This is a genomic window from Streptococcus ovis DSM 16829, from assembly GCF_000380125.1.
Classification (GTDB): Bacteria; Bacillota; Bacilli; order Lactobacillales; family Streptococcaceae; genus Streptococcus; species Streptococcus ovis.
The window spans coordinates 263951-278384 of the sequence record NZ_KB904562.1 but is presented as its reverse complement, the minus strand read 5'-3'; the positions used below and the strand labels follow the sequence as shown (position 1 = coordinate 278384).

The 14434-nt window shown below is 36.1% G+C and carries 12 protein-coding genes; all 12 read right to left on the bottom strand.

Annotated elements, in window-relative coordinates; genetic code table 11:
• Positions 1-13: 13 nt before the first annotated feature.
• On the bottom strand, positions 14-451 hold the full coding sequence (locus A3I9_RS0101450; protein WP_018377307.1) for a hypothetical protein: 438 nt from the start codon (positions 449-451) through the stop codon (positions 14-16).
• Position 452: 1 nt separating this feature from the next.
• On the bottom strand, positions 453-3527 hold the full coding sequence (locus tag A3I9_RS0101445; RefSeq protein ID WP_018377306.1) for a glycoside hydrolase family 3 C-terminal domain-containing protein: 3075 nt from the start codon (positions 3525-3527) through the stop codon (positions 453-455).
• Positions 3528-3698: 171 nt separating this feature from the next.
• Positions 3699-5009, bottom strand: coding sequence for a sensor histidine kinase (locus tag A3I9_RS0101440; protein WP_018377305.1), 1311 nt, complete (start codon positions 5007-5009; stop codon positions 3699-3701).
• Complete coding sequence (locus tag A3I9_RS0101435; protein ID WP_018377304.1) at positions 5009-5719, bottom strand: LytR/AlgR family response regulator transcription factor; 711 nt, start codon at positions 5717-5719, stop codon at positions 5009-5011. The genes A3I9_RS0101440 and A3I9_RS0101435 overlap by 1 nt, the downstream gene beginning before the upstream one ends.
• 202 nt (positions 5720-5921) lie before the next feature.
• Positions 5922-7055 carry a site-specific integrase gene (locus A3I9_RS0101430; protein ID WP_018377303.1) on the bottom strand — a complete coding sequence of 378 codons (1134 nt, stop codon included), beginning with the start codon at positions 7053-7055 and terminating at the stop codon, positions 5922-5924.
• A gap of 37 nt (positions 7056-7092) precedes the next feature.
• Positions 7093-7428 carry a DUF771 domain-containing protein gene (locus A3I9_RS0101425; RefSeq protein ID WP_018377302.1) on the bottom strand — a complete coding sequence of 112 codons (336 nt, stop codon included), beginning with the start codon at positions 7426-7428 and terminating at the stop codon, positions 7093-7095.
• A 167-nt stretch (positions 7429-7595) separates the two neighbouring features.
• Entirely contained in the window at positions 7596-8141 is a 546-nt protein-coding gene (locus A3I9_RS0101420) for a hypothetical protein (RefSeq protein WP_018377301.1), read from the bottom strand.
• Between the two features lie 136 nt (positions 8142-8277).
• Positions 8278-8523 carry a DUF4160 domain-containing protein gene (locus A3I9_RS0101415; protein ID WP_018377300.1) on the bottom strand — a complete coding sequence of 82 codons (246 nt, stop codon included), beginning with the start codon at positions 8521-8523 and terminating at the stop codon, positions 8278-8280.
• Positions 8516-8767: a hypothetical protein gene (locus A3I9_RS0101410; RefSeq protein WP_018377299.1), complete on the bottom strand. Its 252-nt coding sequence runs from the start codon at positions 8765-8767 to the stop codon at positions 8516-8518. Before A3I9_RS0101410 ends, A3I9_RS0101415 begins: the two co-directional genes overlap by 8 nt.
• 74 nt (positions 8768-8841) lie before the next feature.
• Complete coding sequence (locus A3I9_RS0101405) at positions 8842-9963, bottom strand: CHAP domain-containing protein (protein WP_018377298.1); 1122 nt, start codon at positions 9961-9963, stop codon at positions 8842-8844.
• Entirely contained in the window at positions 9947-11854 is a 1908-nt protein-coding gene (locus tag A3I9_RS0101400) for a hypothetical protein (RefSeq protein ID WP_018377297.1), read from the bottom strand. The genes A3I9_RS0101405 and A3I9_RS0101400 overlap by 17 nt, the downstream gene beginning before the upstream one ends.
• An 11-nt stretch (positions 11855-11865) precedes the next feature.
• Complete coding sequence (locus A3I9_RS0101395) at positions 11866-14418, bottom strand: ATP-binding protein (protein WP_018377296.1); 2553 nt, start codon at positions 14416-14418, stop codon at positions 11866-11868.
• Positions 14419-14434: the final 16 nt, after the last annotated feature.

Below are 14434 nucleotides of genomic sequence, written 5' to 3'. Positions count from 1 at the left end.
CCACACTATTTCGTTAATCCTCAATTGATACAAACGAAGTCACAACCGATACTAACCAAGTAATCACAAACAAAACTAAGAGAAAAATTGCTTGTGTACCTGCAGTCGTTGCTTCTGTATTCCCAGCTTCAAGGTTAGAAGCAAAGATGTATCCAAAAGATTCAACACGCATTGCCAAAAATTGCACTCCAGAAAAAATGATAAAGGCTGGTAAAGCAATTTTCAACACATTTGCAAAGATAAATCTAGCTTTTTCTGAATGAATTCCTTTTAAACCAAATGGTAAAACACTCAAGAACAAGGTCGCAATCAATGTTGCAAGAATGACGACATTCATATCTTGATAGTAGGGTTGGTTCACATTTGCAATATAAAAACCAGTTACAACTACCAACAGAATTGTGACAATCGCATTAAGATAAAACTCCATTTGTCGTGTTAATTTTGTCATGTTACACCTCTTCTTTCTTGCCTTGACGACCTGGTTTGAGGTAAAGACCACCAAATACTAGAGCGAGTATTCCTGAAATACCCATGATACTGTAGAAGGCTGTTTCCCACCAAGGCGTTACTTTCTTAGTCTGAACATTTTGAGCTGCACTATGTGCATAAGCATACAATTGATGTTTCATATTGTCACGCGCTTTCGCCACAAAAGCCTCATCTTGTCTCACCAATTCAGTTGTAAAGTATGGCCATGTTTCGGTTACTTCTTTCATTGTTTCGTTGGTTGAGAAGTCAGCAATCATGGATACCCCTGCATTGATCAGCATTTCTGGACGGAAGTATCCCGCATTGTTATTCATATCTGTTGAAATCAGACCTTCAAATCCCCACTCATCTTGCAGAATATTGGTCAAGACTGCGACTGAACCATTCACAGGTGTTGCCCCAATCCGTGAGAAGGATGCCATAACTGCCAAACCATTCCCTTCATCAAAGGCACCTTGGAAGGCACGAAGATCTCCTTCACGTGCTTTTTGTTCATGCATGTAAGTAGCAATACCAGAACGTTGTGTTTCCTGGTCATTGAATGCAAAGTGTTTTGGTCCGACTAAGACACCGTACTCCAAAGCACCGTCAACTGTTGCGCGTGCCATGTAGTTCGACAACATGTCATCTTCTGAGTAGTATTCAAAGTTACGACCGTTGTAAGCTGTGCGGTGAACATTTGCCCCAACAGCCCAGATCAGCCAGTTACCACTCATCAAACCATCATTACCAAGCAATTGTCCCCACTCAGCGACCATTTCTTTATTGAAGGTATTTCCAAGAACAACTTCATTAGCCATTGTTCCCATGTTCCACTTCGCATTCTTGTCATCTTCATATTCTCCACGAGAACTCAAGATGTTGGAGAATCCGTTTGGTCCATCATTTTGGTAAACCAGCGGTGAAGCAATCTCTTCGATGACATCACTCACACTACCACCTTTTGTGATTTTAGCAAGCAAGACATCCAATGGAATTTGGTTCACCAATTCATCCCAGCGTGGATCTCCAGAATCAGCACTGCCAGCTAAATCAGATAATTTTAAATTACCTTTTGAACCATCTAAATACATAGATTTAACTTCTCCGTCAGCATCAAATTGGTAAATTTCATTGGTTAATTTTGTTACCCATTCTTCTACCTTATCACCATCAATGGTCAAATCATCGTATTTCTTAGGGAATGTTCCTTCCCAGTCAGAACGTGACAGATAGGTTGCATAATCTTCTTTGTAGTAGTTGATGTCTGCATCTTCTAATTGATTCACTATCTCTTTGCCAGTTGTTTTTGATTTTGCAAAGCTTGTTTCATCAACTTTTCCTTCAGTACCAATCGTATGGTTCGTTGCCAAATCTGCTTTACCGAGATCTTTATTGCCTTGTGCTGCCAAAATATTATTCACTGCATCATGGGCATTTTCACCGATTGCAAAGAAATAATCTCCGCCATCTAAGATAAGGCCACCTTTGCCGTCTTTTGCAGTGGAATCCCAGCTGGTCATGTATTTCATGTCTGCTGTGATGGTAAGAGTTTCAGATTCCCCTGGTTTTAATTCTTTTGTCTTGCCCATTGCAAGGAATTCAAGAGCTGATTTTTCAACCTGATGCTCTTTATCATAATCTGTGTAAGGTGCTTGGTAATAGAATTGAGCAACATCTTTACCCGCTACATCTCCTGTATTTTTAACAGTCACTGTAGCCGTAACCGTTTGCGCATCCTCATCAACTTTCACACTATCCAATGTTTGTTCAAAGGTGGTGTAAGAAAGACCAAAACCAAATGGATAGCTAACTTCATTGTCATATTCCCAAGAACTTGCCCCATTTGAAGCCCCTTTGGCACTCTGAGCATTTCCTTGTCCTAAAACACTGTCATAGTAGCGTGATTCATAGTATTTGTAGCCAGTGTAAATTCCTTCTGCTTCTACAAGATAGAAATTAGCTGACATTGACGGTTCGCCACCAAAGCTTCCAAGTGGTGAAGTCGCTGCTAGATTTCCCATCCGTGAGTCAGGAGCTGTAATATTTGAAAGATCCTTGAGTTCGATACGACCAAAGTTTTGTGCAGCTGGTGCCATGCTGTTGTCTACTGCATAAGTGTCTGCTAAATGGCCTGAAGGATTCGCTTTTCCGCTCAACACATCCGCCACCCCGTTCATACCATACGCACCAGGAAACCCAATGTAAAGGATAGAATCAACCGCTTCGTCATCTTTCAATTCTTCGATTTCCATGACAGAGCCACTGTTTACCAAGACAACCACTGTTTCAAAGTTATCTTTGGCTAATTGAAGGACTTCTTTCTCATGTTTGCTTAAAGATAACACACTATCTGTTTCATGTTTTTTCGTGTCAATCCCTTCGGCACCTGGATAGTAGTCACTCCCTTCCGAACCAGGACGTGAAATCACGACAATCGCTGCATCGTTGTACTCTTTAAAGCTATCTTGATAATTCGCTTTTGCTTTGCCATCTGTTGTATAACTTGCTACCGCAGGTTCTGACGGTTCATACGGAGTTGCAAATTCAGCTGGACGATAACCAAATATAGGGGCTGTCCCTGTCCAGGTTTTCTTTTCCCCAGTTTTGATTTCTCCAAAAGTTTTATAAATATCCATCATCGTTGGATTGACTTCAAAACCTTTTTCTGACAAGGCATTCACCAAATTAACTTGGTCTTCCCCAGTTACTGTACTTCCCATCACACCGCCAAGGAACGGATACTGGCTACCCATTCCAAAAAGAGTGACTTTTTTCTGTTGAAGAGGAAGAGCCGCATTCGTATTTTTCAACAATACACTTCCTTCTTCTGATACACGCTCACCCAAGTCCTTATGAGCTGCAACCAATGCATCTGATGTCTCATAAATAGGCTTGAATTTATCATCGCTAGTTGTTACAGTGCTAGATGTTCCCAAAGCAAAGTCAATAGAACTGCGCCACGTATTGACAATCCCTGTAGCACTCGCTAATGCAACAGTTGATGACAGGAATAGAGCTGACATCCCTCGAAATACTCTTCTTGAGTTTTTCATTTTATAACCTCCATTTGTGTGGTTCAAAAGCTTCCAATTTGTGACATGCACTCATGAAAGCGTTTTGTTTTTACAAGATTATTATAATGAAAAAGAAAACGATTACAACACTTCTGTCGTAAATCGTCTTTTTTCTGTCGTAATTGGAAAATTGACTGCCATCAGTCGTTGCTATTTTTGTGGTGGAAAAAGAATAGATAATTCAAACCATCCTTCTCTCGTCACAATTTCCAAAGAGCCACCATATTTCTGCACAATGGAACGAATACTTTTCAAGCCAAAACCATGGTAGCCTGATTTCTCCTTCGTTGTTTTAGGGAGATTATCAATAAATTCCAGTTGCCCTTCAAAGCGATTTTCTAGGCGAATTCGAACAAATCCTTTAGTTTTTGTCACCACTAAATGAATTAACCTCTGATGCGGATCTGTAATTTTCTCTGTGCTTTCAATCGCATTGTCCAGCATATTTCCCAATAGGGTCATCAACTCAACCGCATCTAGAAACGCTAAGGCTTGCCCATCCACTACAGTCGTAAATTCAATCTCTTTCATCTGACATTGAATGGACTTTCCAGTTAAAATCGTATCGACAATTCGATTACCTGTCCGATTTTGAGCTTCATAAAATTTGATCTCTTTTTCAACTTGATCTAGATAAGCCTGGCCTTCTTCCTGACTCATCCCCTCACGAAGCGCTTGAATCTGATATTTCAAGTCATGGTATTTTTGATTCACAACACCCATGCTCTGCTCTAGCATGGCATAGTTCATATGCTGTGTATTCAGAATATCTTGCAATTTATCCTTTTCAGTCCGCATTTTGAGTCCACTGATTTGAAAATGATAGGCGTTTAGAAGTGCAACACCCGCAAAATCGACTAGCGTCCGAATCAGAAAGATTTCTTTGGATACATTCACACTGATAAAACTCTCGCCAACAACGTAACTCAGATTACTAATTCCAAATACAGCCATTCCGATAATCAATGTCGAAATCATTTCATGCTGGCTAATCGACAAATGCTGATTGAACTGTTTTTGACTGCGTTCTAAAATGAATAGACTTGCTACCACAATCGGTAAGGTCAAGAGCATTCCGATAGCATACGTCTGGTATTGAACCTGTGTATGCAGAATATTGGCCATATAAAAGGTTACTTGCCATGTCAGTGATGCAATAAATTCCCCAATAATAAAGGTGCGTACTGCAAAATACACACTCGTCATCCAGTCATATCGACAAGTAAAATGGATATCCATTAATATCAGGAGCATATAAAGGAGCATCATTGGAAAGAAAATGACTGTTACACCATCACTGACCACCATTAAAAATGTCAACATAAGAAGAAATAGTAGTTGGATACCGACCAACCGTTTCCAATCTAACCGTTTGGGACTCACCAGTATAATCAGACAGGCACTGCACCAATAAGCGAAGGCATAAAATAAACCAGGCGTATGTTGTAAAGCTGTTCCCATTATTTTCCAACCTCATTCAGATAATGATTCATCCGATCTAAAAAATCCTTACGCCGAGCCCTGCTGACTGGTATCCGTTCTCCACGAACCAGTACATCATTGCTATCCATTTCATCTACATAATCAAGATTAACTAAACATCCACTATTACAACGGAAAAAGGGAAGCCCTTCCAACTCCTTTTCCAAAGAACGTAACGTTCCCCTGACACGGATGACCTCATCTACTGTATGATACTCTATATCATGATTATAGACCTCCACATAGAGCAATTCATCTGTTGATATCCGTTTGATATTGCCATATCGACTAATCAGCAATTGCTTACTCCTCTTTTTTGTCATCCTCTCAAGTGCACGTGCAATTCGTTGAGAAAATGCAAAATAATTAATAGGTTTTAACACATAATCCAGAGCTTCTACCGCATAGCCCTTCATCGCATAGTGCATCATATTCGTGATAAAAATAATCACGACTTCCTTATCAACCAATCGAACCTTCTCCGCAGCTGTCATCCCATCCATCTGCTCCATCTCAATATCCATCAAGATAATATCTAATTGTTCAGGATAGTTTGCCACAATTTCTGCTCCATCTGTAAAGCGTTGAACCTGAAAGTGTTGACCATTTTCTTTTTCATACCGCTCTAGAAAATCTAGCAACGTTTCAGCATACTGCTGATCATCTTCAACGATCGCAATCCGAATCATTCTTCATCTCCAATCTAACCCACCTGACTATATCTAACCGATAAAAATAGAAGCCCTTTGAAACATGACATTTCAAAGGGAGCTCTGCTTATTTCTATCTCCCCTGCAAAAATATTTTAACATCAATAAAACGCCTATTTAAAAGGATTTTTCAACCATTTGGTCAATATTTGGTCTTTCTATATTGCTTCTTTATTCTTCTTTAATCAAGCATATATTGCCTTACTGTATCATATTCTTTATCAATGATTTCTTGCAATACATGTCCATATGTCTTAATTATCTGCTGTATATCTTTATGACCTAATATTCTAGCAACTACCCAAATATCAACACCTTTTGCCAACAAATAAGACCCATATGTATGTCTGCCTGCAGTTGCTGTCATTTTCTGACTTCCTATACCAAGTTCCGCCAAACAAACTCTAAAATATTTATTTAATCCCGAATTGGTCGGTATCTTATACCTTCTATCATAAAATACTAAATCATGCTTCCCAAGCTCTTCTCGATCATACAACACTTTATCCTGTTCAGTTTTTAGTGTTTTCAAAACACTCAATAAATCGTCGTCAACTGGAATCTCTCTTATAGAGGTTGCAGTCTTTGGTGGTGAAAATTCTTGTCTATCACCCGCAAAGCGCCTGTACGTCCTAATTGTTTTTCTTTCAAAATCAATATCAGACCAACATACTGCCATACCTTCACCAACTCTAAAACCAGTTTTAAATAGCAAATATAACAAGTAAGGCATGATAGATTCTCTATAATCAAATCTCTCTTTTAAAGAAGTTAAAAATAACTTGTATTCAGCTATGCTATGCAAATACTTATCATCAATATGACCGCCTTCTTTGCCAAATATTTTAACACCCTCACTAAAATCAGTCAATAGCAAACCACTACGTTTACTAAACTTAACAACTGCCCTAACATCACTATTTAATCTACTTAAATACTCTCTTGAAACCTCCTTACCATAATCATTCAAACGGGATTGATAACCACTATGAGTTAAATTTATAACTGATATATCCGAAAATTTTTTCTTAATTGCCTCTCCTCTAAAATAATAGCCATCTTTTGTAGATTTCGCTTTGTCTGAAGGTAAAATAACTAATTCAAACCACTCTTTCCACAATTCATAAAGAGTAACTTTATTATCCATTCTAACGATACGATTAGATCGCTGTAGTTTACTCTCTATCTCATTTGCTTCTATCATGGCTTCACGTTTAGTCTTAAAGCCCGAATTAGAGGCAATAACCTTACCTTCCTTACCAAAAATGCGATAATCCCACAATTTCTTCTTGCCACGTTGTCTAAAACTTGCCAAATTAACTCCTTTCCAATGGCAAATCATCACCATTTCATTATATCATTAACAATATTTTTTGATAATTTTTATCAAAATAATCTCTTGTTTTTCTCGCTAAAAAACGATAAGGAGAACCTTTCCCTTTTGGATAAAAAACAAATCCATCTGGATTTTGTTCAATATCAATTTCTTTCTTAATTTTTGGATTCAACAAAATATCATTCACTAATTTACTTTTACTAATAGACAACAACTCCTCTACTTTATCAATCGTCCACCATTGACCAATTTCATTACTCTGTATTAAATCCAAATACTCCGAGCGACTAATCAATACCATATCGGATGGGATAGGGACTTCTATATTAAATACTTGTTTCTGTGCCTCCATAATCTTCCTTTCATTCGTTATTCACTAACTTTACCTGGATACCAGGTCTGACAATCGTTCGGCTTTTGATTAAAAACATAAAAAAGAACAAGTCATTTCTGACCTGCTCTTAAGGTATTTTATTTTAGTATGCACTTCCTTGTATTCTTTCCAAAATCTTTACATTTTCATTTGTATATTACTTCTTCAAATTTAATAACTTTATTACCTTCAATCTTAAATGTAAACTGCCTACGTCTATCAAAAGAACCTTCAAAAGCTGGACTGCTCTCTGAATACGATACATCCGCAAAATACAACGCTCCATTTTGATAAATAGTAACATCATGTATTGCACGCTCAATTAGGGTAACACTACCCATATTCTCTATTTTTCCTTTTTTCTTATAATCAATTACTTCCATCTGTAAGGAAGAAACTTCTTGAATAGCTACATCAAGCGACGAATCTCCTGCGTATTTTTTTAGTTTTTCTTCCTTTTCTTTTAATTTTACAAGATCAAATGACTGTTCAATATAAGTCACCATAAATTCATCTGCCACTTGTAATTGATTATCAGTCTGAACTTTACCATCAGAACCAGAATGTGAATCAGCGATTCTAACAATACTGGATTGTGATGTCGCTGTTTTCGTTTCTTTCTTTTCATTTGAACAAGCAATCATCAACAGACTTGTAAAAAGCATTAATGTTAAAATTTCTATTTTTTTCACACATTTACTCCTCCTTCATACCTTTATAGCCCCTTCTAAAGAGCAAAACAAAAACAAAGCATTTTTGTCTTATTTTCCTAAATTATTTTTAAAAAAAGAACAAGTTATTTCTAACTTGCTCTTAAGGTATTTTATTTTAGTATGCACTTCCTTGGTATTCTTCCCAAAGTTCCTGAAACTCCGAAGCATGCTCTAAAACATACTGTCGTAAAACTTTCAAATCCCTGGACTTTAACTTACCGTCTCTAAGGTCTCCATTTAAAAACATTGAGCCAACTTCTTCTCCATGGATATAAATATGCACATGCGGTTTTTGTCCCTTATGATTGTGTTCATTTGGACGAATCTCTACTCCATATTTTTCAAATGAATATTTAGGCATGTAACATCCCCACGTAGTCACTCCACGTCTCAAGGTAGTTATCACGATTAATTGCAATTTGTTTTTGAGCAAAACGAATATCGTAATCTGCCAAGTCAATATCTTCTATAACCTCTCCTGTACGGATGCTAAACGTGCCAATTAGTTCTTCTTCATCATACATCCGAAGTACTGGATAACTTGGATTCTTCACAATATCTTCTTTTGACACTTCTAAAACCGTAAGTCCAAATTCTTTCATCATGATTACCCCTCCTTTCGCTTTCTATTATTATAGCACTTTTTATAAACAAATACAAAAACGCAAAATCTATTTTTTTACTTCCTTACCGCATATGTAAAATTATGTGCATGAGTTAATACTCTAAAATGTACTTGTGTTTGATTCCCTGCATAGTTACACTCACTAATTAAAAACGAGCCATCAGGATTCACATATTCAACAAATGCAACGTGTCCATAAGCACCATACCTCTCGGACACAACTGCTCCTGCTACTGGTTGAGAAACTTGTGTCCAACCACGTGCTACTAAACTGCCTACCCAATCTTGACCGTTACCTAAGTAGCCATATCCATCACCTGCAGTGATAATGCCTACCTCCATTAAACGATTGTACACATACCAAGTGCACTGTCCTACTGGATAGCCACTACCAGCCTGAGTTGTCAATGACGCAGATGATGGTTGACCATATTTTAATTTACCAGCATACTGAATAGGAAAATCCCAGCTTGACGCTAGAGTTCCACCACCAGAAACAGCTACTACACTGGTTTGAGGTGGTTTTGGAGTACCACCATGTGCATCAATATACTTATCAAACTTCTCCATCAAATCCGCACGAACTTTACCAGTGCCACTTGTATCTGTATAATACACGCCTTTACCTGCAGGCAAGGTCCCATTTTTGTACTGGATAGCACGTTCATCCATAATCTTAAACGAGGTATTGCCAAGAGTGAGAATTTGATAACTTTTAAAATTAGTTAAAGCCATCTCACTACTCCAGCCACCTCCGTTATTGGGATTACTGTCAAAAGCACCATAACCCCACATATTGGAACTAGGAAATTGTTTTGCGACCCCTGCAGAACCATAACCACTCTCCATTTGGGCTATAGCCATTAAAACTCGTACATCTATTCCACTGATTTTTTGATAATACAAAAACTTCTCGCCACTGGCTCGACCTACTGGCTCAAATCCCTGACTTCGGATAAAACCTTCGATTTGCTCTACAGTGATACCGTAACGTTGATGAAGAAAATTATGACTATACGCATCACCATTTGTCCAATGTTCTACATACGTAATACCATCTACTACAGAAGAAGCACTGCTACTCGCACTTCCACCTGCAACAATGATAATCAATATAACTGGAAAGAATACCGTAATCAAAGTGATAAACAATGTACGTTTAATCCACTTCTTCAATTGCTCCCTCTCCTTTCTTATTGTCATCATCTCTAAATTCAGTAATCAAAGTCTCAACATTTCTATCAACATTTTCAACTGGTCGTTCTTCTACCTGATTATCTTCTATTTCCAGTTCTTGTTCTGATTCTTCTGGAAGATCATTTATTTCCTTTTCTGCTTGATTTTCACCAGAAAACTCATCTTCTAAATCAGTCATGTTATCACTATCTTCCGTTTCCATGATAGTAGGTTCGTCATCTAGATTTTCTATATGTTTTTCTTGGTAAGGAAACACCTCTGATTCTTCTGGAGAATGATTCTGATCATCTTCTGCCTCAAATTCATTATAAAGATCAGCCTCTGAATCTACCTTCTCTTCACCACTTCCTTCTGGATTAGAAACATCACCAGTTTCTTCATCTGATTTGTCAAAAGGATTCTCCTGTTCTTCAGATACTTCATAATCATCTATATCAGACTGCTTTACGTAAGTTTCCTCTCCTTCAATTTCAACCATTTCAGGTGTATCATCTACTTCATAATCCTGCATTTCTAAATCAGGTGTAATCTCTGTATCTTGATAACGAGTTTTCATATAGTTTACGTAATCATTCAAATTATAAAAGCCACTACCTGCAAAAAGCACACCTTCATCCACTCCATCAGAAACACTGGATCCAATATTCCCTGCAAGAAAAGTCAATATAAAGCCTTTGTTCTTCCAAAATGCAATATAGATAATCGCAGATATGAAAGAAAATATGAAATTAGTGACTAATAAATTAGTCGCAGTACTTTGTCCATCAGTTGAAAGAGCATTAGCTAAAAAACTGGAAATAAGTAAGTTAACAACAGATACTACCAACAACATAATAGAGCCAAAAGATGGTATCGTCACAGATATTAAAATCAACTTAAAAAATCCAAATAATATATCCTGAAAACGTGGAATAAATGATAAAACAACAGCAATCGGAAAAATAAGCATTAAAACTAGTACCAATAATTCAGCCATCATTTTTAATATAAAAATGACAAGGTAAGGAAGCGGTAAAACAATTGCTTTAAAGATAGAAGATATCACATAGAACATCTTCATGAATAAGAAATCTGGAACAGCGGAAAGCCATCTATTCTTTTCCTTATTGTCCCCAGAATCTCTACCCAAACGATTAATTGTATCAACCCTATCTTTTTCCAATACAGCTTTAAAGGTACCCGTGTCATCGACTTTGCCCAAGATTTTATCGGTAGGGAATTTTTCCTCTTTCTCTGTTTGATTATTGAAAAATTTGCCATCTATTCTACCTGTATTCACATATAGATAAGTCTGATAGGAGGTATCTTCAATGTAACTATCAGAAAAATTTACCGTAGTATCTACAGTCTCATTATCTTTTATTTTGATGGATACAGAATTAACGGTTTTAATCATTTCATCAGATAACTTATAAATACCATCTAATAAAAAAATACCACCTGACGTTCCATTAATTGTGCCAAAATATCCAAAGGAAAGTGTAATAACCATTAATAAGTGCAGTACCTTACGCGAAAAATTTCCACGGGATAACGCCCACTGGATAAAAAGATAAACAACAGATATTGTCAGCAAAACATAAAGAATTGATGTATTTGAAAATACACCACTTCCATCACCAATCATATATTTCCATATAGTCTTAGAATTATCATAAATAATGGTTTTATATAGGTGATAAATAGAAAAATTTTCCATAAATTTTAAAAGATTTGAATAAAAAAGCACTATCACATTGAGTAGCATAAATGGAAGATTCACAAAAATAAAATTTAAAATTTCCCATATACCCGCACCAATATCCGTAAAACCAGGCTTTTCTAAATATGATCTAAATAGAAAAATATCTATTCCTTTTAATTTTTCCATTCTACTCCTTTCTATCCCGCATATTTATTTTCAAGATTACTTGCGACAGTAGATTTCATTGGTTTCAACAATTCATCTATACCTTGTGCATTAGTATGTACTGTAATCATATTTAAATTACCATATACATCCTTATAGAGACATTGACCTGAAATCATATTTGAAATCCACTCCATATTTTTTTCATTATTTTCTAATCCTAAATGTTCCAATATATCGCCTAATTCCGAAGGCTCCTTAAAAGCAAATAGAGTACCAAAACCAGTCGAATCATCTTCTGTATTGGTATCATGTATAGATTGAGTAATCAAACCTAATACATTATTATAATAACGACCAATACGCTTCATGTTATCAATAACGGTTTTACCCTCATTACTTGACAACAAAACCCACGCTTCATCGAAAAATTCAATTGTATCTTCTTCCTGATTCCGTTCACCAAATCTCCGACAAAATGCTCCAAGTGAAAACATTAATACAATTGACTTTTGTTCATGATCTGATAATTTGACATCTCTATTCTGACCTGAAGACTTTGGAAGAGATAAATCTGCCACTTCTAATACCGTTACACGCTTATCATAACTCAAGCCTTGCACATTACCATCAGAAAATGCTAACTCAAGAATAGAATCATTAACTACCGAAATTAAAAACTCTCCTAACTCTGATATATCTGAACGCTTATCCGCAACTAATAAATCAAGAACTGTCCTAAAACCTACTTTCTCACCTGTTACACGTCGACGAACAACTTTAGAAATAACATCCCCTAAAACAGTCTTCTGTTTCATTGATAAATCTTCATCATGTAATAAATAAAACAACATATTCTTACAAGTACTAATAGCATTGTTCTCATCATACGTTACATGACCGTCCTTATCTATACTCTCATCTAGTAGAACTACAATAGGGTCTAATACTCCTTTATTATTCGCATTTTTTGCATCTAAAGTAATAAAGTTAAATTTTGAAATATGCTTAGATAATAATGGGTATTTCTTCCTAAATAATTCAGAATTAATCTTTTCTTCCCAATGTTTCCTAATAGAACGCTTCGGATCAATATAAAGAAGTTTTACTCTTTCAAATGATGTTAAAATAAAAATTAGTTCTGCTAGATAAGACTTCCCTTCCCCCGTTGCTCCTGTAATAGCAAAATGGGGATTCTTTGTCTGCTTTCCTTCTACTCCTTCCTTGTTACCAACAGTTGAATTATACAGAACAATGTTCTTCGAGGCACTAACAGCACTTGATAAGTCATCCCACTGATTTATATTGTTATCGACACGCCCAATATACCAGCCAATCCTATTTCCCGAAAATGTATTAGTGAATAACATCAATTCTGACACCCCCTTAACAAGTGTCAAATGATTCCAAAACTTACTTGTTCGAGACAAACGCTGTCCCATTAAACTTGCCTGAAATAAATACGGTGTATCATAACGTGATTCATATATTCCCACTTTCAAATCTTGAAAAAAATTCAATACAATCTGTCTACGTTTACGTAAACTTTCTAAGCTAGAAGCAGATAAAATAAGATTAGTAGAAAACTCAATCAAATCTTGTTTATTGCCAACCTTACGCATAAGATCTTTTAAACTACGATTTCCTAAAATGATTTTCTCTTGCTGAACTGTATTACTAGACTGTGCTTCTTTCATAATATTTAAATAACGCACATTACTTCTAGCCATCGTTCCTTTAATAGAGGAGTTATCAATAAATTCTCCAAAAATATCAAGTTCCACCGCAAAATTAAAACGTTGAACAAACTCTGCAATATGAAATTTATTGAAAATAATAGGAAATTCTCCGATAGGCAAAATATCGACATAGGATATACCATAAGAACTTTCTAGTTTTAAGACACCATCTTCAATCACCGTCAATCTAGTATCTGTTACATTTTCAAGCATACGATTCGCAATTACTTCCTCTTTTAAATGAGGGATATAGCGTAAAAACTGCATTCGCTGATAATAAAACATATCTTTATCTGTCAATCTTTTTGCTTTCAAAGGACGCAATATTTGATAAACATTATTTTCATCTTCGCTATAGTTTTTATACCAATCCTCTTCAAGTGGTACTTCATACTGAAAAGCGGATAGAACAGATTTTGCAAGTAAATTGATTTTTTCAAATACAAGTGCTTGTAAGCTTGCATCAACCGTCAATCTCCGAATATCCACTCCAATCAGCCAATCATATTGATAAGGTATTTGCATTTCAGCAGTCAAATCCTTTACTAGCTTCTCTTGATAATACTTACCTACTTCTAATGCTTCCTCACTCAATGCACTTGCAAAATCACGCATTTTTTCTTCCAGTAAATAATCTTTTGGAATTAACTTAATCTCAAAATTCTTTTGATTTTTCAACTTTAAAAGAACACGTTCTATAAGTTTTTTATGCTTTTCTTTTTTAACCTTATCCGTTACAGTGATAGGTGTATTAGGGATACGATAATATGCAATTGCGCTATTATCTTTACGTAGAGCTATATTCTTATTTGTACTCACAATTGGATAAGCTAAATCAATAACCATTCCTTCTCCTTTTCTA

Coding starts and splice junctions, on each gene's coding strand:
- A3I9_RS0101400 (WP_018377297.1), bottom strand. CDS start 11,854: ATGGAAAAATTAAAAGGAATAGATATTTTTCTATTTAGATCATATTTA.
- A3I9_RS0101425 (WP_018377302.1), bottom strand. CDS start 7,428: ATGGAGGCACAGAAACAAGTATTTAATATAGAAGTCCCTATCCCATCC.
- A3I9_RS0101415 (WP_018377300.1), bottom strand. CDS start 8,523: ATGCCTAAATATTCATTTGAAAAATATGGAGTAGAGATTCGTCCAAAT.
- A3I9_RS0101435 (WP_018377304.1), bottom strand. CDS start 5,719: ATGATTCGGATTGCGATCGTTGAAGATGATCAGCAGTATGCTGAAACG.
- A3I9_RS0101410 (WP_018377299.1), bottom strand. CDS start 8,767: ATGATGAAAGAATTTGGACTTACGGTTTTAGAAGTGTCAAAAGAAGAT.
- A3I9_RS0101450 (WP_018377307.1), bottom strand. CDS start 451: ATGACAAAATTAACACGACAAATGGAGTTTTATCTTAATGCGATTGTC.
- A3I9_RS0101445 (WP_018377306.1), bottom strand. CDS start 3,527: ATGAAAAACTCAAGAAGAGTATTTCGAGGGATGTCAGCTCTATTCCTG.
- A3I9_RS0101395 (WP_018377296.1), bottom strand. CDS start 14,418: ATGGTTATTGATTTAGCTTATCCAATTGTGAGTACAAATAAGAATATA.
- A3I9_RS0101440 (WP_018377305.1), bottom strand. CDS start 5,009: ATGGGAACAGCTTTACAACATACGCCTGGTTTATTTTATGCCTTCGCT.